This window comes from Erwinia sp. 9145 (assembly GCF_000745075.1).
Classification (GTDB): Bacteria; Pseudomonadota; Gammaproteobacteria; order Enterobacterales; family Enterobacteriaceae; genus Erwinia; species Erwinia oleae.
The window spans coordinates 2,304,091-2,325,240 of sequence record NZ_JQNE01000001.1 but is presented as its reverse complement, the minus strand read 5'-3'; the positions used below and the strand labels follow the sequence as shown (position 1 = coordinate 2,325,240).

Below are 21,150 nucleotides of genomic sequence, written 5' to 3'. Positions count from 1 at the left end.
TCCGTTTCTGAAAGGAGCGGGATTTTGGGTCAGGATCAACCATTGACGGTTGTTAATATCAGTGCCGACATATATCCGGTTATTGCTCATATTGCCTCCTTACTTTAAATAGAGCCGTAATGTAGATATTACCCTTTAACCTGAATCACCTTAAAGCATCCCTTGTCAGAAACGGCAGGACATGGTTGCGAAAGCATCAATCCGCTTCTGCCTGCTCAGGCCGCTCTTTGCTTAAATCAGCCCTCTGAATGAGTGAACACAAAAAGCCCGCTTAAGGATAAGTAAGCGGGCTTTTTGTATTCTGCGTGGTGAAGAACCCCTCAGAAACAGGCGGGTTGCGCGGTGCGCATAAAAATTAATGATCCGGGTGGGAGAACCTGACAAAGTCGCGCCGTAAACACAAGGAAAGGTCTATCAAATACATAGAGGGATGCAGGTTTCACCTATTGAATGCCGGGTATAAAGTGATGTTGATAACCGCTAAAGGAGAAAGATTGTGAGCAATTCTGTTGATAATGAAGCCAATAGTGCCGAACCCATTGTTGAAGCAGAAAGGGAAGCCTCTGCCGGTAAATGTCCTTTCCATGCGGGCGCATCAAATAAAGCCTCCGGCGGCGGTACCACTAACCGCGACTGGTGGCCACAGCAGCTCAGGGTTGACCTGCTTAACCAACATTCCAACCGTTCTAACCCACTGGATGAAACCTTCGATTACCGACAGGAGTTCGCCAAACTTGACTATTCTGCGCTGAAAGGCGACCTCAGAGCGTTGCTGAGTGAATCACAACCGTGGTGGCCCGCCGACTGGGGGAGCTATATTGGTCTGTTTATCCGCATGGCGTGGCACAGCGCCGGAACCTATCGCTCCACAGACGGGCGCGGCGGTTCGGGTCGTGGTCAGCAGCGTTTCGCACCGCTCAACTCCTGGCCGGATAACGTCAGCCTCGACAAAGCACGTCGTCTGTTGTGGCCGGTAAAGCAAAAGTATGGTCAGAAAATTTCCTGGGCCGACCTCTATATCCTGGCGGGCAACGTCGCGCTGGAAAATTCCGGCTTCCGCACCTTTGGCTTTGGTGCCGGGCGTGAAGACGTGTGGGAACCGGATCTTGATGTGAACTGGGGCGATGAAACCACCTGGCTGGAACACCGCCACCCTGAATCGCTGGCTAACTCGCCGCTCGGTGCCACAGAAATGGGCCTGATTTACGTCAACCCGGAAGGCCCGGAACACAGCGGCGATCCCGCTTCAGCCGCACCGGCTATTCGCGCCACTTTTGGCAATATGGGAATGAACGACGAAGAGATCGTGGCCCTGATTGCCGGCGGTCATACGCTTGGTAAAACCCACGGCGCGGCAGATGCCAAACATGTTGGTGTCGACCCGGAAACCGCGCCGATTGAAGCGCAGGGCCTGGGCTGGGCCAGCAGCCACGGCACGGGGGTCGGCGCGGATGCCATCACTTCCGGCCTGGAAGTGATCTGGTCACAGACGCCCACGCAGTGGAGCCACTACTTCTTCGAGAACCTGTTCAGGTATGAGTGGGTGCAGACGCGCAGCCCGGCGGGTGCGATCCAGTTTGAAGCGGTCGAAGCAGCCGAGATTATTCCCGATGCCTTTGACACGGCGAAAAAGCATAAACCAACCATGCTGGTGACCGATCTGACGCTGCGTTTCGACCCGGAGTTTGAGAAGATCTCACGCCGTTTCCTCAACGATCCTCAGGCGTTTAACGAAGCCTTTGCCCGCGCCTGGTACAAACTGACCCACCGCGATATGGGGCCTAAAGCGCGCTACATCGGCCCGGAAGTGCCAAAGGAAGATCTCATCTGGCAGGATCCGCTGCCGCAGCCGATCTATCACCCGACCACTTATGACATCGCGTTGCTGAAAGAAAAAATTGCCGCGTCGGGCCTGTCGGTGACTGAACTGACGTCGGTGGCATGGGCGTCAGCGTCGACCTTCCGCGGCGGTGACAAACGCGGCGGGGCAAACGGTGCTCGTCTGGCGCTGCGGCCGCAGCGTGAGTGGGAAGTGAACGCCGTGGCTGCACGCGTGCTGCCAGTGCTGGAAGCGATCCAGAAGACCGAGCAGAAAGCGTCGCTGGCGGATATCATCGTGCTGGCCGGGGTGGTCGGTGTCGAACAGGCGGCGAAAGCGGTTAATGTTGATATTAAAGTGCCGTTCACGGCTGGCCGTGTGGATGCGCGTCAGGATCAGACGGATATCGAGTCGTTTGAACTGCTGAAGCCGAAAGCGGATGGTTTTCGTAACTATCGCGCAGCGGCGGGCCGCACGTCGACCGAGAACTTGTTGATCGACAAAGCGCAGCAGCTGACGCTGACCGTACCTGAATTAACGGTGCTTATTGGTGGGCTGCGCGTATTAGGGATCAACTTTGACGGCAGCCAGCACGGCGTTTTTACCGATAAAGTGGGTGAACTCAACACCGACTTTTTCGTCAACCTGCTGGACATGCGCACCGAATGGAAAGCCACTGACGAGAGCGGGGAACGCTTTGAAGGCCGTGACCGCCTGAACGGGCAGCCGCGCTTCAGCGCCACTCGCGCTGACCTGGTATTTGGTTCGAACGCCGTTTTACGCGCTTCAGCCGAAGTTTATGCCAGCAGCGATGCGCAGCAGAAGTTTGTCAAAGACTTCGTCGCCGCATGGAGTAAAGTGATGGATCTTGACCGATTCGATCTCTGAAAATAGTCTCTGAGTCAGCAATAAACCCGCCCGGGCAACCGAGGCGGGTTTTTTTAACGGGCAGAGACGGCGCGGCGTTCACGGCTGGCCGAAAAGATAAACGTTTCAGGAATCGAAAAAACAAAAAGCCCGCTCGGGTGAGCAGGCTTCTCAAATTTGGCTCCTCTGACTGGACTCGAACCAGTGACATACGGATTAACAGTCCGCCGTTCTACCGACTGAACTACAGAGGAATTGTTGGAACGGGGCGCATCATATCCAGCACGCTTTCGGATGTCAAAGGCTGTTTTCACCTTTTTTGTCGACTGCTGCATAAAACAGCAAAACGGCGACCGGCGGCTCTGGCAGCGGCATTTACGCCGCCGCCAATGGCGCGCATTACCGGAATGGCGGCTCGTTGAAGGTGCGCAGCTTGCGCGAATGCAGACGGTCGCCTTCGGCGCGCAGCAGGTCGATGGCGCAGATGCCAATTTGCAGATGCTCGGAGATGGCGCCTTCATAAAAGCGATTCGCCTGGCCCGGCAGCTTGATTTCGCCGTGCAGTGGCTTGTCGGAAACGCACAGCAGCGTTCCGTAGGGGACGCGAAAACGGTAACCCTGCGCGGCGATGGTGGCACTTTCCATATCTACCGCCACTGCGCGGCTCAGGTTGAAGCGCAGAGCCGAGGCGGCATAGCGCAGCTCCCAGTTGCGATCGTCGGTGGTGACGACGGTGCCGGTACGCAGCCGCTGTTTGATCTCTTCACCCGGCCGGCCGCTCACCTGACGTGTGGCGTCGTAAAGCGCGCGCTGCACTTCGGCAATGCTCGGCACAGGGATATCCGGCGGCAGAACGGCGTCAAGGACGTGATCGTCGCGCAGGTAGGCGTGCGCCAGCACGTAATCGCCAATCGACTGACTCTCGCGCAGGCCGCCGCAGTGGCCAATCATCAGCCATGTATGCGGACGCAGTACTGCCAGATGATCGCAAATAGTTTTGGCGTTAGACGGCCCCACGCCGATGTTAATCAACGTGATGCCCTGGCCCTCTTTGGCGATCAGATGCCAGGCAGGCATCTGATGGTTTTTCCACGCCAGACCGGAGAGGGTTTCCTGCGGGTTTGGCGTGTCCGCGGTCAGATAAATGCTGCCCGCGCAGGAGAGCGCCTCGTAAGGCGAATTCGGGTCGGCAATCTGCTCACAGCTCCAGCGGACGAACTCATCAACATAGCGCGTATAGTTGGTGAACAGCACATACGACTGGAAATGTTCCACCGGCGTGCCGGTGTAGTGGCGAAGGCGGGCCAGCGAGAAGTCAGTGCGCAGCGCGTCAAAGTGCGACAGCGGAAACGCTTCCCCTGGCTGATAAAGACCATCGGCGTTCTCATCGCCAATTTGCGCCAGCTCGGTGGTGGGGAAATGGGACGCCAGCCCGGCGCTCATGGTGCGATCCAGCGCCAGGTCGGAACCGTCAATCACATACGGGAAGGGGATTTCCTGGCTGGAGGGCCTGACGCTGAAGGTCACCGGGTATTCGCCCGCCAGCATCTCCAGCTGTTCGGAAAGGTAGTGACGGAACAGTGACGGGCGCGTGATGGTGGTTGCGTAGCTGCCGGGGCGGGTGAAACGGCCAAAGGCGCGTGACAGATGATGCTTTGCCGCATCGCCCTGCCAGCTCACGCGCAGCTCAGGATAGACAAAAAGTCCGTTGGATCGCAGAACCGGGTCGGGCAGCGTGCCATTATCAATATAGTCGGTGATGGCTCCGCGCAGTGCGTTTACGGCATCCTCATACAGGGTATCCAGTTTATTCAGCGTCTCTTCAACGGTGAGTCCCTGCGGAGCAAAAGGTTGGGTCATCTCTTCTTCCTGTGATTATTGTTTACATAACAGCATGGTAGCCGAAGTCAGCAATAAGCGCCTGGCGCAGAAAGGTTTAACATGTTCACATGACAGTTTTTAGGATTGGCGGTAAGACGTCATCGCAGGCGACGCGTCGTTATCATGAATTATTCAGAACAACTTCGCATTTTAGCGTTTGATGCCGGGAAAGATCGCCCGGTCCGGTGTATGTTGCTCGCAGCGGAGAACAGGGGCGACAAGGTATGTACGAATTTACGTTGATTTTACTGTTGTTACAGCAGATGTGTGTCTTTCTGGTCATCGCCTGGCTGATGAGTAAAACGCGCCTGTTTATTCCCTTAATGCAGGTCACGGTGCGCCTGCCGCACAAGCTACTGTGCTATGTCACCTTCTCAATTTTCTGCATTATGGGCACCTATTTCGGCCTGCATATTGAAGATTCCATCGCCAACACCCGTGCCATTGGCGCGGTAATGGGCGGCCTGCTCGGCGGGCCGGTGGTCGGGGCCTGGTGGGCCTGACCGGCGGGCTCCATCGTTACTCACTGGGCGGCATGACCGCACTGAGCTGCATGATATCAACCATTGCCGAAGGGCTGCTGGGCGGCCTGATGCACAGTATTCTGATTGCGCGCGGGCGCAGCGATAAAGTCTTCAGCCCGTTAACGGCTGGCGTGATCACCTTTATTGCCGAACTGGTGCAGATGGCGATTATCCTGCTGATTGCGCGTCCGTTTCAGGATGCATTGCATCTGGTGCAGAATATCGCGGCACCGATGATGATCACCAACACCGTCGGCGCAGCGATGTTTATGCGCATCCTGCTTGATAAGCGAGCAATGTTTGAAAAATACACCACTGCGTTCTCGGCGAAAGCACTGAAGGTCGCAGCGTCAACCGAAGGCATTCTTCGCCAGGGCTTTAACGAAGAAAACAGCATGAAAGTGGCGCTGGTACTCTATAAAGAGCTGGATATCGGGGCGGTGGCCATTACCGATCGTGAAAAACTGCTGGCGTTTACCGGTACCGGCGATGACCACCATCTGCCGGGAAAACCTGTCTCATCCAGCTATACCTGGCGGGCCATCGAGAGTGGGGAAGTCGTCTACGCTGACGGCAACGAAATCCCTTATCGCTGTTCGCTGCATCCTGACTGCAAGCTCGGTTCCACGCTGGTTATTCCGCTGCGTGGTGAGAATCAGCGCGTGATCGGCACAATCAAACTGTATGAGCCGCGTAATCGCCTGTTCAGCTCTATTAACCGCACGCTGGGCGAAGGCATTGCGCAACTGCTGTCAACGCAGATCCTCGCCGGGCAGTATGAGCGTCAGACTGCGCTGTTGGCGCAGTCGGAAATCAAACTGCTGCATGCGCAGGTAAACCCGCATTTTCTGTTCAACGCATTGAATACATTGATGGCGGTGATCCGCCACGACAGTGAAAAAGCAGGGCAGCTGGTGCACTATCTCTCTACCTTTTTCCGTAAAAATTTGAAGCGACCTTCAGAAATTGTCACGCTGGCGAATGAGATAGAGCATGTGAATGCCTATTTGCAAATAGAGCAGGCGCGTTTTCAGTCCCGGCTGAATATACATTTACGCATACCGGAAGAGCTGGCCCATCATCAGCTCCCGGCTTTTACGCTGCAACCTATCGTGGAAAATGCCATTAAGCACGGCACGTCGCAGCTATTAGGAACAGGTGAAATTACTATTCAGGCCAGCCGCGACGGGCAGCATCTTATTCTGGATATCGAAGACAATGCCGGACTGTATCAACCCAAAAACAGCGGCGGCGGGTTGGGAATGAGCCTGGTGGATAAGCGTCTGCGCGTGCGTTATGGCGATACCTACGGCATCACCGTTGCCTGCGAGCCTGACTGCCTTACCCGTATTACCCTGCGGCTACCGCTGGAGGAACGTGTATGTTAAGCGTACTGATCGTGGATGATGAACCCATGGCGCGCGAGAACCTGCGCATCATGCTGCAAAAAGAGACGGATATCGATATCGTTGGCGAGTGCAGCAACGCCATCGAAGCCATTGGCATGGTGCATAAATTGCGTCCTGACGTGCTGTTTCTGGACATCCAGATGCCGCGCATCAGCGGTCTTGAGATGGTCAGCATGCTCGACCCGCAGGATCGTCCGTGGGTTGTGTTTCTTACCGCCTTCGATGAGTTTGCTTTACAGGCATTTGAGGAGCACGCCTTTGACTATCTGCTGAAACCGGTGGAGGCGCCCCGGCTCGGCAAAACGCTGGCGCGTTTGCGCCTGAACCGCCAGGAGCAGGATATCTCGGTGTTACCGGAGAGTCAGCAGCATTTGAAGTTTATTCCCTGTAGCGGTCTGAGCCGTATTTATCTGTTGCAGATGGATGAGGTGATGTTTGTCAGCAGCCGCCTGAGCGGCGTGTACGTCACCAGTCAGGATGGCAAAGAGGGTTTTACTGAACTGACGTTACGCACCCTGGAAAACCGCACGCCGCTCCTGCGATGCCATCGCCAGTTTCTGGTGAATATGGCGCACCTGAAAGAGATACGTCTGGAAGATAACGGCCAGGCCGAGCTGCTGCTGCGCGACGGGCACACCGTACCGGTGAGCCGCCGCTATCTGAAAAGCCTGAAAGAAGTCGTGGGATTGTAGGTGCGTCAGGCTCTTTTCAGCGAGGCAAAGGCGTCGCGAATTTCAGTTTCCGGGAGCCGGATACCGATAAAAACCAGCGTGCTGGCGGGTTGTTCATCGGGCTGCCATTCCCGATCCCAGTCCGCACTGTAAAGGCGCTGCACGCCCTGAAACAGCAGGCGACAAGGCTGATTTTCAATCCACAACATTCCTTTGTAACGCAGCAGCTTATCCGCAAAGCCTGCCAGCAGATTTTCCATAACGCCAGAAACTGCGTCCAGCGCCACCGGGTAATCCAGATCCACAACAACCGATGAGATCTCATTTTGTTTATCAGGCATAAAGCGGAAAAGGGGGCTGACTGAAATAATCGACTCTTCCAGCATAAAACCGCGGGTATCAAACAGCAGCGCCAGGTCAATATTACCGTTAATCACCGGGTAAAGGGGCGCGCGCGCGTTGATGCGCTGAAGCCGCGCCAGCAGTTCGGGTGGCTCCCCGGCGATATCTGTTTTGGTCAACAGAATGCGATCGGCATAGCCAACCTGCGATTGCGCAAGGGTAAACTGATCCATCTGCTGCCCGGCGTGAACCGCATCGACTAATGCTATGACGCCATCCAGCAGATAGCGCTGGCAGAGGATCTCATGAGAAAAAAAAGTCTGAATAATCGGGCCGGGATCGGCCATGCCGGTACATTCAATGATTAAGCGATCGAAGGTGATGTCGCCGTTATCAAGACTCTCCAGCAGATCCAGCAGGGCGACTTCCAGTTCGCCTGAACGAGTGCAGCAGATACAGCCGTTAGTCAGCGTTTTAATTTGCGTCGCGTGGTCGCCGAGCAGCTGGTCATCGACGGCAACGGCGCCAAATTCGTTCTCGATAACGGCGATTTTGTAATCGTGCTGTTCATGCAGAATATGGCGCAGCAGGGTGGTTTTTCCTGCGCCGAGAAAACCGGTCAGTACCGTAACAGCAATCGGTGTCATAGAGTGTATTCCTTTATTACTGTCAGCAGCAGCGCATACCGCCTTTGCCGTCTCCGCCGTAGCGCGCCTGCTGTCGCTCGCGGAAAAATTCTTTATAGGTCATCATCGGCGTATCGGGATGATTAGTCTGCATGTGCAGAACATAGGTATCGTAATCGGGAATGCCGACCAGCATGCGGGCGGCCTGGCCGAGATACTTTTTTGCCGCGCCCAGATTATCAAACATAACTTGCTCCCGACTGAGCTGGCCCCGCAGAAGCAGGGCCAGGATGTAACGTTATCAATGACCCGAAGAAATTTTTATTCCTTCCTTCGGCACTGCCACATAAGGCGTTTCGGTGTCCGTTGGGGTGTCTGACTGACGTGCCTTCAGCCAGGCTTTGATGCCGTAGAAAATAATACTGTACACCACCAGCAGAAACAGAATACTCAAACCTGCGTTAGTGTAGTTGTTGATCACAATATGATTCATATTGGCAACCTGCTGAGCGGTAAGATCGGCCCCTCCCGTCGCCACTTTCGCTTTGTATTGGCGCGCCATATAGAAGAAACCTTCCATTTGTGGGTTATCGCTGAACAGTTTCAGGCTCAGCGCCCACGTGGTGCAGATCAGCAGCCAGACGGCAGGGAGCAAGGTTACCCAAACGTACTGCGTGCGCTTCATCTTAACCAGCACCACGGTTGCCAGCACCAGCGCGACGGCAGCCAGCATCTGGTTTGAGATGCCAAACAGCGGCCACAAGCTTTTCACGCCGCCCAGCGGATCAACCACGCCCTGGTAAAGCAGATAGCCCCACAATCCGACGCAGCCTGCGGTGCCGATAACACCCGCCAGCAGCGAGTCGGTTTTTTTCAGGAATGGCACGAAGTTGCCCAGCAGATCCTGGAGCATAAAGCGCCCGGAGCGCGTCCCGGCATCCAGCGCGGTGAGAATAAACAGCGCTTCGAACAGAATGCCAAAGTGATACCAGAAGCCCATATCGGCGATCGGCATAATTTTGTCGAACACGTGCGCGATCCCGACGGCAAGGGTAGGCGCGCCGCCGGCACGGTTCAGCACCGAGGGTTCACCAATATCTTTCGCGGTTTGCAGGATCTGCTCAGGAGAGATAACAAAACCCCACGAGCTGACGGTTGCCGCCGCATGGGCAGTGACATCCTGTAACTGCGCCATGATCATTGGCGCGTTCGCGCCGCCCAGTTCGTGGAGGTTAGGCATGGTAATGCCCAGGCCAGCCGGTGGCGTGTTCATCGCGAAATAAAGACCGGGTTCGATAATAGATGCAGCCACCAGCGCCATCACCGCCACAAACGACTCCATCAGCATTGCGCCATAGCCGATAAAACGCGCGTCGGTTTCGCAGGCCAGCAGTTTAGGCGTGGTACCGGAGGCAATCAGCGCATGGAAGCCAGAGACGGCACCGCAGGCGATAGTGATAAACAGGAACGGGAAGAGCGCGCCTTTCCACAGCGGGCCCGTGCCATCAATATACTGCGTCAGCGCAGGCATTTTGAGTTCAGGATTCAGGATCACAATGCCTATTGCCAGACCAACAATTACCCCAATCTTCAGGAAGGTAGCCAGGTAATCACGCGGCGCCAGAATCAGCCACACCGGCAGCAGCGCAGAGACAAATGCGTAGCCAATCAGGGTGAAGGTGATGGTGGTGTCTTTGAACGTCAGCGCCGGGCCCCAGTAAGGATCGTGAGCGATGACGCCGCCGAACCAGATAGAAGCAACCAGCAGCACCACGCCAATCACGGAAATTTCACCCACGCGGCCCGGACGAATAAAGCGCATGTAGATACCCATAAACAGCGCAATCGGCACCGTCGAACAGACGGTAAATACGCCCCACGGGCTCTCCGCCAGTGCCTTCACCACAATCAGCGCCAGCACCGCGAGGATGATGATCATGATCAGGAAGCAGCCAAAAAGCGCGATGGTGCCGGGAACAAATCCCATCTCTTTCTTGATCATCTCGCCGAGCGACTCGCCGTTGCGGCGCGATGAGATGAACAGCACCATAAAGTCTTGCACCGCGCCAGCCAGCACCACGCCCGCCAGCAGCCACAACACGCCGGGCAGGTAACCCATTTGCGCCGCCAATACCGGCCCGACCAGCGGCCCGGCACCGGCGATAGCCGCAAAATGATGACCAAACAGCACGTTGCGGTTGGTGGGCACGTAGTTCAGGCCATCGTTATTAACCACCGCAGGGGTTGCGCGGGTGGGATCAAGCCTCATCACTTTTTGCGCGATATAGAGGCTGTAATAACGATAGGCCACTAAATAGACCGATACTGAAGCAACCACGATCCACAGTGCGCTGATATGTTCTCCGCGCCGCAGTGCCACCACCGCCAGACAGCAGGCACCGATGAACCCCAGAAGTATCCATGGTATGTGCTTAAAAATTTTATGTTTATTCATCATGAGTCCGATTATTACAACGTGGGTAAGGTAATAAGAGGCAAGTTTTTTTACACAGGATATGTTGACGAATTTCCGGCGGGAGAAGGGGGATAATTCATTGAGCGGTTGTATGCGCGCATAAGCGGTCAGGTGGCAGGCATAAGCGGTTTCAGACGGAGGCTAACCGCCTGAAAATTGTGACTAAGATCTCACTGTAAAAGACAACGCGGACAACAGTTATAGACCGGCCGACATTGCACCGTCAATCCGCAAGTTTATGCCTGTAATGTAACCGGCGAGCGGACTGGCGAGAAAGGCGACGGCCTGCGCAATATCATCCGGTTTCCCAACGCGCCCTGCGGGTACCTGAGCAAATAACGGTAATACAACCCGCTCAATATCGTTCCAGGGAGCCTCTTTATCCAGCAGTTTTTGCTGCTGCGCCACCTCGCGAAAACGCGCCTCAAGCGTTGTGCTGTGAACGGTGCCGGGAGAAACGCTATTGACCGTAACGCCCTCTGCGGCCACCGCCTTTGCCAGCGAGACGGTCATCGCGTTCATCGCCGCTTTAGACGCTGAATAATCGGGCGCAGAGGGCGGAGGCATAATGGCCGCAATGCTGGATATATTGATGATGCGGCCCCACTGGTTTTGCCTCATGGCAGACAAAAGACGGGTGGTGACGCGAAGTGCCGCCAGCACGTTACGATCGTAAGTGGACGTCCAGGAGGCGATTTGCGTTTCAGACCAGCTTTCCTTAATGCCACCCGAGCCACCGGCATTATTGACAAGGATATCAATACCGCCAGCGAGTTTTTCTGCCTCATCAACCAGCTGCTGCACGTCATCATTACTGGTCAGATCGCCCGTTACAAAGAAAGCTTTTCCGCCTTCAGCGACGATCGCACTGGCTACTTTCTCTGTCTGCGCACGATCCCGTCCATGAACGATAACAACGGCTTTTTCAATTGCGAGCCGTCTGGCGATGGCTTCGCCAATACCCTTACTGCTGCCGGTGATCAGCGCTTTTTTACCCTCTAATTGCAAATTCATCTCTGGAAACCTATCGTGGAATGAGTATGTTTTAACAAGGTAAAGGCGGATGCAAAACGACACAATCAGGCACTTTTTTGTGCCCATCGACCCGGAAGAGAAAGCCCTCTGCCTGGGCCCTGACGGCTCGGTTGCGCACGTAACCAGAGTCATGCGCATGTTACAGGGGCGCTGGAAACTGCCAATACTTTTCAGGCTTTATGCCGATCCTGCTCTGCGAACCTCTCAACTGAAGCGGGAGATTGCAGGTATTTCACAAAAAATGCTGACGCAACACCTGCGCGAACTGGCAGAAGATGGTCTTGTCGATCGCATTGATTTCATGGAAAAGCCTTTGCGGGTGGAATATCAGCTCTCAGAAATGGGCAGGCAACTTTTGCCTGTTTTGGTCGCTATGCGAGGTTTTTCTGTGGCGCATCCGGCTGTGTAACCGCCGTGAGGTGGGAAAGGGGATAAATCCGCCGGACAACCCACCCGTTCACAGAATAACGCCACGGTTTCAGGCCCGGCAGAGGGATTAACTGCTGTCACCGATATGAAGGACAAACTTGAGATCCTCTTCCACAGCATGCGGTGAATCATCAAGCATCATCAGCAATTTCTCCCCGACCGTTTGACCCAGTTTTTCATAATCCAGCCTCATTGAGGTCAGCACCGGAAAGGTGTGGTCACAGTTGTTGGAACCATTAAGACAGGCCACGGCGAGGTTATAGGGGATCTTGAGTAGTCTGCGCTGGCATTCATACATAACGCCCAGGGCAATTTCTTCATGGCTACAGATCACAGCATCCAAATCTGGCTGATTTTGTAACAGCTGGCAAAGCGCATAGCGACCAAATTCCAGCGAAGGGGCATCGGGTACCGTGATCATCAAATCAGCATTTTGATAGTGGGACATCATGGCTTTATGCCAGCCGTTTAGCTGTTGTTTGTGAAGGCGGTTATCGGTATGCGCGCCCAGAAAGGCAATGCGCTGGTAACCTTTTTCCAGCAAGGCGTGCGTCAATGTTTCAGCCGCTTCGCCGATCGCGATATTAAACGTGATGTCGGCAGGGAGGTGCCCGGCACCGCCGATGTTCGCGGTGACGATGTCAGCGGACTCAATCAGTTTGCAGGTTTTCTGCGACAGTTGCGCACTGAAAAGCACCAACGCCGCCGGCCGCATTTGTAAAAGCTTTTCTACCAGCGGTGTCTCACCATACTGATGGTATTCATGGCAGGCCATAATAAGCCGGAACGGCTGATTATTCAGAGACTGCTGCAATGACTGGATAAAACGGTTGCTGGCGCGGTCGTGCTGGAAAGGGTACAGCACCGCCACGGTGTGCAGTTGAGTCGATGCCAGCGTTGCCGCCGCCTGATGAGGAACATATCCCAGTTCGGCCACGGCCTGATGGATCTTTTTTAGCGACGCCTCTGATACCAGTTCTGGTTCTCGTAACGCGCGGGAGACGGTCATCGGCCCCACGCCCGCATGACGGGCGACATCCTGCAACGTCGTACGTGTTGAAGGATGCCCGGCGAGATGGCTGGCCTGGACATTGGCCTCGTAACCCAGCGTGTCAACCGCCTGCTGTACCTGCTGGCGAACCTTATCCGACACTAATTCGGGCGTTCGCATCACCCGCGAAACCGTCATGATCCCGACACCGACATAGTTGGCTACATCCTGGAGCGTAACCCGACCACTGCTCCGCCGTTTTCCCACGCGGGCTCTCCTTCCACTATCGATTAAAAAGGGACGCTAATCCGGTAAAGACCCACCAGATGTTAACCGTTTAATGATAAGCCGATCACATTAAATGATAACTTTAACAGTTAGCGCTAACTTATGAGATATGCATCACATCTTTGTGACGTCCGGCACACTACTCTGCCGGAACGAAATGCCAAGGTGATCCTAAATGATTAATGAATTATTAACACCCGATGTTATTCAAATTATTCCCGCTTGCGAAGACTGGCGGCAGGCGATTTCGTTGGCGTGCCAACCGCTTCAGGACAATCGCACCATTGAAGGCAGATATGTAGAAGCCATATTTCGCTCTCATGAGGAAATCGGCCCTTATTATGTTGTCGGGCCGGGGATCGCTATGCCTCATGCCCGCCCCGAAGAGGGTGCGAATAAAACGGGCATCAGCCTGACTATTATTCAGCAGGGCGTTAACTTCGGTTCGGCAGGGAATGACCCCGTTCACCTGGTGATCGTGCTGGCGGCTTCTGACAGTAACAGCCATATCGGCATCATCTCATCGCTGGCAGCGCTGTTCGATAACCCGGACGATACCGCGTCGTTGATTGCAGCAAAAAACGTTGCGGACATTCACGCCATCCTTTCACGTTACTAAGCAACCTTAAGAGAAAAAAACAGATGAAAATTACCGTCGTATGTGGCAATGGCCTGGGCACAAGCTTAATGATGGAAATGAGTATTAAGAACATTATTAAAGAGTTAGGCGTTGCGGCTGACGTCGACCATGTCGATTTAGGTTCAGCAAAAAGCACTGCCAGCGATATTTTTGTGGGAACGTCCGATATTGCCGAGCAGCTCCATGCGCAAAAAGTGGAGGGGAAAATCGTGTCGTTAAAAAACATGGTGGATAAAGCCGCCATGAAAGAGCGCATCTCTGCTGCGCTGACAGAACTCGGCGCATTGTAATCAGGAGCTCAAAATGGATTTCTTCCGTTTTTTAATGAGTGATGTACTGTCTGAACCGTCGATACTGGTGGGATTGATCGCCTTAATTGGTTTGATTGCGCAAAAAAAACCTGCCACGGAAGTGATCAAAGGCACGGTAAAAACCGTCATGGGTTTCCTGATATTAGGGGCGGGCGCCGGTCTTATCGTTTCATCGTTGAGCGATTTCTCAGCCATATTTCACCATGCGTTTGGCATTGCCGGCGTTGTACCAAACAATGAAGCCATTGTTGCCGTGGCACAGAAAAGTTTTGGCACCGAGATGGCGATGATCATGTTTTTCGCCATGGTCATTAACATTGCCATTGCGCGTTTTACGCCGTGGAAATACATTTTTCTTACCGGCCATCACACGCTGTTTATGTCAATGATGGTGGCGGTGATCCTCGCAACCGCCGGTCTTCAGGGCACAGTGTTGATCGCAGTAGGGGCGCTGGTGGTGGGGGTATCGATGGTGTTTTTCCCGGCTATCGTGCATCCCTATATGAAAAAAGTTACCGGTTCCGATGAGGTGGCCTATGGACACTTTTCCGCGCTCTCTCAACTGCTAGCCGCCTTTATTGGCAGCCGGTTTGGCAACAAGGAAAAGTCCACAGAGGACATGGAAGTGCCGAGAAGCCTGCTGTTTCTGCGCGATACGCCGGTAGCGATAGCCTTTACGATGTTTTTTATCTTCATTTTTACCTGCCTTGTCGCCGGCCCGGAATCAGTCAAAAGCATGAATGCAGGCGGTAAAAACTGGTTTATGTTCTCATTGATGCAGTCGATTACCTTTGCCGCCGGGGTTTTCATCGTCCTCCAGGGCATCCGCATGGTCATTGCCGAGATTGTCCCTGCATTTAAAGGGATCTCGGACAAACTGGTTCCTGATGCCAGGCCTGCACTGGATTGCCCGGTAGTGTTCCCTTATGCGCCCAACGCGGTACTGGTTGGTTTTCTGAGCAGTTTTGCCGCCGGTGTATCAGGCATGGTTCTTCTGTACGCACTGAACATGACGGTGATTATTCCGGGGGTGGTTCCGCACTTCTTCGTGGGCGCAGCGGCCGGAGTATTTGGAAATGCCACCGGCGGACGGCGGGGAGCCGTGCTTGGCGCGTTCGCCAATGGATTGCTCATCACCTTCATTCCTGTTTTTCTGCTACCGGTGCTGGGAAGCATTGGACTGGCAAATACTACTTTCAGTGATTCCGACCTTGGCGCAGTGGGTATTCTTTTGGGACTGGGCGTCCGTTAAGCCAACCGGCGGCTCTGCAAGTATGAGTCGCCGTTTATGTTTTATGACGACGCTTCCGGTTATCTGTTTTGACACGCAGGAGGAATGAATGGAGTTTTATCTTGATACGGCCGATGTGGAGAGTGTAAGGCGTCTCGCGCCTGTACTGCCCATCAAGGGCGTGACCACCAACCCGAGCATTGTTTCGCGCGGAAAGCGGCGGATCGCCGACGTTTTGCAGGAGTTAGCATCACTTCTGCCTGCGGATAATACGCTCTTTGCTCAGGTGCTCTCCCGCGACCCGGAAGCCATGATTGAGGAGGCACATCAGCTTCGTGAGAGTGTCCCCAATCTGGTGGTGAAGATCCCCGTCACGCATAACGGTTTGGTTGCTATTAAGGCGCTGACGCAACAAAAAATTCCGACGCTGGGAACGGCGGTTTACGGCGCCGGGCAGGGGCTTTATGCGGCAATGGCGGGCGCGCGTTACATTGCACCCTATGTCAATCGGATTGATGCTCAGGGCGGCGATGGCGTTGCGCTGGTGAAAGAGTTACAGACGCTGCTCGATCTCCACCTTCCCGAAAGCAAAGTACTGGCTGCCAGTTTTCGCACGCCGCGGCAGGTACTGGATTGCATGTTAGCAGGCTGTCAGGCGATCACGGTCGAGCCCGGCGTGGCGGAGCTTTTTCTTCTGGACCCCGCCGTCGACAGCGCGCTTCAGCGTTTTGATCAGGACTGGACGGCGGCATTTGGCAGGCTCCAGTTGTAGGGAGCCGGTTTTCGTTAAACCGCCGCCACCTGAAAGAGTGTCTTCTTGTCGTCACCGACAGGCTGGAAGCATAAACGCCTCTTCAGCGTCACCGTGGGCGCCATCAGAACGTCACCGGCGTATTCACCCACAGCACCTTCGCCACGCAGTCGCCCGTATTGCGATAGCCATGCGGCACGTTGCTCGGGAAATAGAAAGAATCACCCGCGCTGAGGCTCCACGTCTCCTCCCCAAGGTAAAGCGCGATTTCCCCTTCCAGCACGTAACCCATCTCTTCACCGTGATGCTCTATCTGCCCGTCGCTGGCAATGCCTGGCTCAATAATATGAATGTTGCCCTGAAGCAAATTTCCCTTGTGAGGGCTGGTCAGATTCTCCAGTTCAATACCGCCTTTTTTATTCCGATGCACAAAGCGTTTGCGGGGGCGCTGGCCGGACTTCAGTACCGGCGCGTCCGCCGCCCAGGTTTTTGCCATCAGATCGGAGATGTTGGTTTCCAGCGCGTTGGCAAGGCGGTGCAGCATTGCCAGCGAGGGAGAGGCAACGTCGTTTTCCAGTTTAGAGAGCAGACTCTCTGAACAGCCCACTTTCAGCGCCAGCTGTTTGAGCGTTATCTCCTGAGCCAGTCGAGCATGTCGCAGGCGCATTCCCAGTGCCGGTATGGCCTGACTGTCAGTCACATCGTTTTTTTTCATAAATTAACTTCGGGTGTGAAAGAGACGAAAAACCCGGCAGAACATTGCCGGGCACGGGCGCGACGGGATAAGCGTTAAAACCGCTTAGCCGATGACGCTGAAATGGACGGCCTGCGGATCGCAGCCGTTGATCGGCACAATATCCTGCGGGCAGGCCGACATCACCACAATGCAGTCAAGCTCGGCGCGGATCTCAACGTAGTCCCCGGCTTTGCTCACCGTGGGTAACCAGGCAATGCTGTTATCAGCCCTGACCGGAATGTTCATCCACAGGTTTAAAGGCTGGGGAACCTCACGCGCGCGCAAACCGATGGCGTTAAGCGCCAGACGCATATTATCAGCACAGCTGTCATGGTAACCCTCCACGCCCAGATTGGTATAACGAAACAGATCGCAGGCGGCAATCAGCGTGTCGTGCACGCCCGGCGACGTGTCCTTCAGCAGCGTGCCGATCGGACGGCGCTGGTTGGTCACCAGCGCATCGCCTTCCTGCGGAATGATTTTATCGATATAGGCGCGGGTATGCTCCATTGAAGAGAACTCACTTAAGTCGGCGCTGTTGAACAGCCAGGTATCACATACCTGGCTGCCGGGCGTGTTAATGATACGGATCACCTGGCCCTGACGTAAACGCACGGCGCGGCCGCAACGTGCCGGGATGGTATACCGCTCTCCGGGGATCGGGGTGCCGTCAACAGAGATGGGCTCGGAAAGAGTTGCATTCGTGCCCAGTGCGTCGCCATTGTCGTGGTCACAGCAGTGAGGATAGGTGAGAGTGCTCATGGTTAACTCCTGTCGGTTGATTTGCCAGCTCTGTCAGGCAACAGGCCAGTGCCTTTGCGCCGAGATACAGATACTGAGGATCGGTATACTCAGCCGGGTTATGGCTGATGCCGTTATGACTGGGAACAAAAAACATACTGGTCGGGCAGTGGCTGGCCAGGTGCATGGCGTCGTGAAAGGCACCCGAAATGAGCGTGGTAGTCTCAATCTGTAAGGCTTGTGTACAGGCAAACTGCGCGTCAAGCAGCGTCGGATCGAAAGCGACCGGCGCCTGACTGAACACGCACGCAACCGCAACATTCTCTGCGGCAAGCTGCTGCATCCAGGCGTCAAAACGGGCCAGAACCGCCGCATCGGGATGACGAAAATCAAGCGTGAACGTCACCCGACCGGCGATGGTGTTGATTGCATTAGGCTCGACGTGCCAGCGGCCAAAAGTCAGGCGAAGTTCGTCTGCCGGGAGCGTTGCAGCACGCTGCTCCAGCTGCTGCATTATGCGGCGCGCCAGAGTCATGGCATCCTGGCGGTCGGCCATCGGCGTGGTACCTGCGTGTGCGGGAGTTCCGTGGCAGCAGACCTGATACCAGCGCACGCCCTGAATCCCGCCCACCAGCGCCAGCGGCAGTCCGGCCTGTTGCAGCACCGGGCCCTGTTCGATATGTAACTCAATAAAGGCTGCCATCGGTACAGCGGCGCGGCGCGGCAGCCCTGAAAAACGTTGATGACAGCGGCTGAGCGCTTGCGCAAGCGTGATACCCTGCGCATCCTGATGCGGCAGGTAGTCTGCCAGCCTTGACGGATGGACAAACGCGCTTGATCCCATCGCGCCGGGAGAAAAACGGCTGCCTTCTTCGTTTGTCCACACGACGACTTCAATCGGTCGCCGCGTAATAACGGCTGCGTCATTCAGCGCGCTCAGGCACTCCATACCGGCCATAACGCCATAGCAGCCGTCGAGGTTACCGCCGCCGGGCTGCGTATCAATGTGGCTGCCGGTCACGATCGGCGGCAAATCTTCACGCCCGGCACGACGGATAAAAAGATTGGCGCAGTCATCGGTCATTACCGTGCAGCCCAGCGCGCGCGCCCACTCAATCAGCCACGCTCTGGCGGTTAACTCAACGTCAGAAAGCGCCTGGCGATCAACGCCGCCGTTATCCAGCGCGCCAAAGCAGGCCAGTTCTGCCAGCCTGTCCAACAGGCGTTGCTGGCTGACAAAACCCGCGACCTTCAGAGCCGTTTTCTCAGCCATGTAAGCGCTCCGCATCGTCCGGTTGCAGGGGGCGCCTGAACCACGGTGCCAGAAACGTTTTCAGTCGCTCCGTTTGCGGCTGGCGGAAAAGAGAAGCTGGTGCGCCGCTTTCGACCAGCATGCCATCGGCCATAAAGACCACCCGTGAGGAGATACTGGCCGCGAAAGACATCTCATGCGTGACCATCACCATCGTCATACCGCCATTGGCCAGCGTTTTAATGACATCCTGCACCTCTTCCACACGTTCCGGATCGAGCGCGGACGTAGGCTCGTCCAGCAGCATCAGTTCCGGCCCGAGCGCCAGGGCGCGAGCGATGCCCACGCGTTGCTGCTGTCCGCCGGAGAGGCGTGCCGGGCGTGACTCTGCTTTGTCCGACATCCCGACCTGCGCCAACGCCGCTGCCGCTTTTTTACGCGCCTCGTCGCGCGGTAATTTTTTGCCAAGCAGCAGCGGGGCGCAGACGTTTTCCAGCACCGTCATGTGCGGCCACAAATTAAACTGCTGAAAGACCATCGCCAGCGGGCGACGTACTTCGGCGATCAGCGCGGCGCTGTCGCGATGTTTCGCCTCGCGGCCAAGGCCGCTGTAGCCAAGAAGTTGCCCTTTGATCAGCACCTCGCCTTCATCATAGGCTTCAAGAAAGTTCATGCAGCGCAGCGCTGTGGTTTTTCCTGACCCGGACGGCCCGATAAGCGTGACGATTTCACCAGCGCTGACTGTCAGGCTGATACCCTTAAGTACGCGATGTGCCGCGAACGACTTGCCGACGTTGCGTAACTGAATAATGGGTTCGTGATGCATTAAGTTATCCCTCTGTAACCTGGCGGCTGAGCAGACGCACGCTGAGACTGATCCCCTGCGCCAGCAGCCAGTAACTGATGATGAGCAGGGTGTAAGGCACGATATAGGTGTAGGTGGTGGCAACGATTTGCCCGGTGGTCATGGTCAGCTCAGGAACGGTTATCACCGAGGCCACCGCACTTTCTTTGATGACTAAAATGCACTGGTTGCCCAGTAAAGGCAGGCTGAATCGCAGCGCCTGCGGCGTCTGGATAAACCAGAAGCTTTGCCACGCGGAGATATCATGAACCTGTGCCGCTTCAAGCTGGCCTTGCCCGATACTCTTCCACGCCGTGCGGAAGATTTCACCGAAGTAGGCAGCGCTGTAGAGAGCCAGCGACATCACCGTGGCTTCTACGGCGCTCAGCGTCAGCCCCAGGGCGGGTAGCCCAAAGTAGAACACGGCAAGCTGCGCCAGATAGGGAGTGCCACGAATAAGCCATACCCAGACGCGCCAGATCCCGAACAGCCACGCGTTGCTGCGGCACAGGGCATGCAGAAGAAATCCGCCGCAGGCGCCACACAGCGCAGCACTGAGGCTCACGCCCAGCGTAACGCCCAGCGCGCGGGCAAAATCGGGCAGATAGAGCAGAAATTCGTTCATCGGCTCTCCTTGTGCCAGCGACGTTCAACATAGTTGCCCAGCAGGGCGAGCAGGCTGGTCAGTAACAGGTAGGACAGCGCAATGGCAATGTAAACCTCTAATGGCCGGTAGGTGGCGGAGGCAAGCTGTTGACCGACGCGCATCAGGTCGGTAATCGCAATCACCGACACGACAGCCGACGCTTTAATCACATCGATCAGTTCGGAAATCAGCGACGGCAGCGTCAATCGCAGCACCTGCGGGATTTGGATATGCCACAGGGCCTGGCGTGGACTTAACCCGCATACGTCTGCGGCTTCCAGTTGGCCGGGCGGAATGGCAGCAAATCCGCTGCGCAGGATCTGTGACTGGTAGGCGGCGGTATTCAGGGTCAGCGCCAGCACCGCCGCCAGATAGCCAGGTAACGACAGATTCAGTTCACCGGGCAGGTAGTAGCAGAGCAGCACCTGTGCCAGCACCGGCGTACCGCGCAACAGGCTGACAGCGAAATGGGCGACGCCTCTGCCAACGCGTGAGCGGCCGTTTTGCATCAGACAGATAACCACGGCGACAAAAAAACCGGCCGCAATGGCGACGATACAGAGTGAGGCGGTGGTCATCGCGCCGTCCGCCAGCATCGGCAGCCAGCCACCCAGTAGTAGCAGATAGTCGCCCATCATCA

At 55.6% G+C, this 21,150-nt stretch carries 19 protein-coding genes, 1 tRNA gene and 1 pseudogene; 8 read left to right on the top strand and 13 right to left on the bottom strand.

The annotated features are described in order from the left end of the window. The first annotated feature begins 538 nt into the window (after positions 1–538). Positions 539–2,707: a catalase/peroxidase HPI gene (gene katG / locus FA91_RS11290; protein WP_051937430.1), complete on the top strand. Its 2,169-nt coding sequence runs from the start codon at positions 539–541 to the stop codon at positions 2,705–2,707. A gap of 157 nt (positions 2,708–2,864) precedes the next feature. Here the strand turns inward: katG and FA91_RS11285 are convergent. Next, positions 2,865–2,940 (bottom strand) — tRNA-Asn (locus tag FA91_RS11285). A 145-nt stretch (positions 2,941–3,085) separates the two neighbouring features. Beyond that, positions 3,086–4,546, bottom strand: coding sequence for an AMP nucleosidase (locus FA91_RS11280; protein ID WP_034915782.1), 1,461 nt, complete (start codon positions 4,544–4,546; stop codon positions 3,086–3,088). Positions 4,547–4,791: 245 nt separating this feature from the next. On the opposite strand from FA91_RS11280, the pseudogene FA91_RS11275 reads away from it, so the two are divergent. After that, a pseudogene (locus FA91_RS11275) lies at positions 4,792–6,479 on the top strand (sensor histidine kinase). After that, the gene (gene btsR / locus FA91_RS11270) at positions 6,473–7,192 is read left to right on the top strand and encodes a two-component system response regulator BtsR (protein ID WP_034915781.1); all 720 of its coding nucleotides are present in this window, start codon (positions 6,473–6,475) and stop codon (positions 7,190–7,192) included. Before FA91_RS11275 ends, btsR begins: the two are co-directional and overlap by 7 nt. Before the next feature lie 5 nt (positions 7,193–7,197). Here the strand turns inward: btsR and yjiA are convergent, their stop codons facing one another. The 4 genes from yjiA to FA91_RS11250 all read right to left on the bottom strand — a co-directional run bounded on the left by yjiA (position 7,198) and on the right by FA91_RS11250 (position 11,629). After that, positions 7,198–8,160 (bottom strand): GTPase, encoded by a 963-nt coding sequence (gene yjiA, locus FA91_RS11265; protein WP_034915780.1) that lies wholly within the window; start codon positions 8,158–8,160, stop codon positions 7,198–7,200. Positions 8,161–8,182: 22 nt separating this feature from the next. Then, on the bottom strand, positions 8,183–8,386 hold the full coding sequence (locus FA91_RS11260; RefSeq protein ID WP_034915779.1) for a YbdD/YjiX family protein: 204 nt from the start codon (positions 8,384–8,386) through the stop codon (positions 8,183–8,185). Positions 8,387–8,440: 54 nt separating this feature from the next. After that, entirely contained in the window at positions 8,441–10,594 is a 2,154-nt protein-coding gene (locus FA91_RS11255; protein ID WP_034919229.1) for a carbon starvation CstA family protein, read from the bottom strand. A 219-nt stretch (positions 10,595–10,813) separates the two neighbouring features. After that, the gene (locus tag FA91_RS11250; protein WP_034915778.1) at positions 10,814–11,629 is read right to left on the bottom strand and encodes an SDR family NAD(P)-dependent oxidoreductase; all 816 of its coding nucleotides are present in this window, start codon (positions 11,627–11,629) and stop codon (positions 10,814–10,816) included. Positions 11,630–11,786: 157 nt separating this feature from the next. Here FA91_RS11250 and FA91_RS11245 point away from each other — a divergent pair, with 157 nt between their 5' ends. Beyond that, positions 11,787–12,059, top strand: coding sequence for a helix-turn-helix domain-containing protein (locus FA91_RS11245; protein WP_231566765.1), 273 nt, complete (start codon positions 11,787–11,789; stop codon positions 12,057–12,059). A gap of 87 nt (positions 12,060–12,146) precedes the next feature. On the opposite strand, the gene FA91_RS11240 is transcribed toward FA91_RS11245, so the two are convergent. Beyond that, positions 12,147–13,337, bottom strand: a complete 1,191-nt coding sequence (locus tag FA91_RS11240; protein WP_034915776.1) for a LacI family DNA-binding transcriptional regulator — start codon at positions 13,335–13,337, stop codon at positions 12,147–12,149. A gap of 196 nt (positions 13,338–13,533) precedes the next feature. On the opposite strand from FA91_RS11240, the gene FA91_RS11235 reads away from it, so the two are divergent. From FA91_RS11235 to fsa, 4 genes are all read left to right on the top strand, one after another. Further along, positions 13,534–13,977, top strand: a complete 444-nt coding sequence (locus tag FA91_RS11235) for a PTS sugar transporter subunit IIA (RefSeq protein ID WP_034915775.1) — start codon at positions 13,534–13,536, stop codon at positions 13,975–13,977. Between the two features lie 23 nt (positions 13,978–14,000). Next, complete coding sequence (locus FA91_RS11230) at positions 14,001–14,288, top strand: PTS sugar transporter subunit IIB (protein ID WP_034915774.1); 288 nt, start codon at positions 14,001–14,003, stop codon at positions 14,286–14,288. A gap of 13 nt (positions 14,289–14,301) precedes the next feature. Next, a complete protein-coding gene (locus FA91_RS11225; protein WP_034915773.1) occupies positions 14,302–15,561 on the top strand; it encodes a PTS ascorbate transporter subunit IIC in 1,260 nt (419 codons plus the stop codon). A gap of 88 nt (positions 15,562–15,649) precedes the next feature. Beyond that, positions 15,650–16,312, top strand: a complete 663-nt coding sequence (fsa, locus tag FA91_RS11220) for a fructose-6-phosphate aldolase (protein WP_034915771.1) — start codon at positions 15,650–15,652, stop codon at positions 16,310–16,312. Positions 16,313–16,415: 103 nt separating this feature from the next. Here the strand turns inward: fsa and FA91_RS11215 are convergent, their stop codons facing one another. The 6 genes from FA91_RS11215 to FA91_RS11190 all read right to left on the bottom strand — a co-directional run bounded on the left by FA91_RS11215 (position 16,416) and on the right by FA91_RS11190 (position 21,148). Continuing rightward, positions 16,416–17,006: a cupin domain-containing protein gene (locus tag FA91_RS11215; RefSeq protein ID WP_034915769.1), complete on the bottom strand. Its 591-nt coding sequence runs from the start codon at positions 17,004–17,006 to the stop codon at positions 16,416–16,418. A gap of 84 nt (positions 17,007–17,090) precedes the next feature. Then, on the bottom strand, positions 17,091–17,789 hold the full coding sequence (locus FA91_RS11210; RefSeq protein ID WP_034915767.1) for an urea carboxylase-associated family protein: 699 nt from the start codon (positions 17,787–17,789) through the stop codon (positions 17,091–17,093). Continuing rightward, complete coding sequence (locus FA91_RS11205) at positions 17,758–19,041, bottom strand: M20 family metallo-hydrolase (RefSeq protein WP_034915764.1); 1,284 nt, start codon at positions 19,039–19,041, stop codon at positions 17,758–17,760. Before FA91_RS11205 ends, FA91_RS11210 begins: the two co-directional genes overlap by 32 nt. Then, positions 19,034–19,846, bottom strand: a complete 813-nt coding sequence (locus tag FA91_RS11200) for an amino acid ABC transporter ATP-binding protein (RefSeq protein WP_034915762.1) — start codon at positions 19,844–19,846, stop codon at positions 19,034–19,036. Before FA91_RS11200 ends, FA91_RS11205 begins: the two co-directional genes overlap by 8 nt. A 4-nt stretch (positions 19,847–19,850) precedes the next feature. Next, positions 19,851–20,489 (bottom strand): amino acid ABC transporter permease, encoded by a 639-nt coding sequence (locus FA91_RS11195; protein WP_034915761.1) that lies wholly within the window; start codon positions 20,487–20,489, stop codon positions 19,851–19,853. Next, entirely contained in the window at positions 20,486–21,148 is a 663-nt protein-coding gene (locus tag FA91_RS11190; RefSeq protein ID WP_034915759.1) for an amino acid ABC transporter permease, read from the bottom strand. Before FA91_RS11190 ends, FA91_RS11195 begins: the two co-directional genes overlap by 4 nt. Between the last annotated feature and the right edge of the window lie 2 nt (positions 21,149–21,150).

Bases quoted from the DNA above. Each gene is read 5' to 3' on its own strand.
- FA91_RS11280 (WP_034915782.1), bottom strand. From the start codon at position 4,546: ATGACCCAACCTTTTGCTCCGCAGGGACTCACCGTTGAAGAGACGCTG.
- btsR (WP_034915781.1), top strand. From the start codon at position 6,473: ATGTTAAGCGTACTGATCGTGGATGATGAACCCATGGCGCGCGAGAAC.
- yjiA (WP_034915780.1), bottom strand. From the start codon at position 8,160: ATGACACCGATTGCTGTTACGGTACTGACCGGTTTTCTCGGCGCAGGA.
- FA91_RS11260 (WP_034915779.1), bottom strand. From the start codon at position 8,386: ATGTTTGATAATCTGGGCGCGGCAAAAAAGTATCTCGGCCAGGCCGCC.
- FA91_RS11255 (WP_034919229.1), bottom strand. From the start codon at position 10,594: ATGAATAAACATAAAATTTTTAAGCACATACCATGGATACTTCTGGGG.
- FA91_RS11250 (WP_034915778.1), bottom strand. From the start codon at position 11,629: ATGAATTTGCAATTAGAGGGTAAAAAAGCGCTGATCACCGGCAGCAGT.
- FA91_RS11245 (WP_231566765.1), top strand. From the start codon at position 11,787: ATGTTACAGGGGCGCTGGAAACTGCCAATACTTTTCAGGCTTTATGCC.
- FA91_RS11235 (WP_034915775.1), top strand. From the start codon at position 13,534: ATGATTAATGAATTATTAACACCCGATGTTATTCAAATTATTCCCGCT.
- FA91_RS11230 (WP_034915774.1), top strand. From the start codon at position 14,001: ATGAAAATTACCGTCGTATGTGGCAATGGCCTGGGCACAAGCTTAATG.
- FA91_RS11225 (WP_034915773.1), top strand. From the start codon at position 14,302: ATGGATTTCTTCCGTTTTTTAATGAGTGATGTACTGTCTGAACCGTCG.
- fsa (WP_034915771.1), top strand. From the start codon at position 15,650: ATGGAGTTTTATCTTGATACGGCCGATGTGGAGAGTGTAAGGCGTCTC.
- FA91_RS11215 (WP_034915769.1), bottom strand. From the start codon at position 17,006: ATGAAAAAAAACGATGTGACTGACAGTCAGGCCATACCGGCACTGGGA.
- FA91_RS11210 (WP_034915767.1), bottom strand. From the start codon at position 17,789: ATGAGCACTCTCACCTATCCTCACTGCTGTGACCACGACAATGGCGAC.
- FA91_RS11205 (WP_034915764.1), bottom strand. From the start codon at position 19,041: ATGGCTGAGAAAACGGCTCTGAAGGTCGCGGGTTTTGTCAGCCAGCAA.
- FA91_RS11200 (WP_034915762.1), bottom strand. From the start codon at position 19,846: ATGCATCACGAACCCATTATTCAGTTACGCAACGTCGGCAAGTCGTTC.
- FA91_RS11195 (WP_034915761.1), bottom strand. From the start codon at position 20,489: ATGAACGAATTTCTGCTCTATCTGCCCGATTTTGCCCGCGCGCTGGGC.
- FA91_RS11190 (WP_034915759.1), bottom strand. From the start codon at position 21,148: ATGATGGGCGACTATCTGCTACTACTGGGTGGCTGGCTGCCGATGCTG.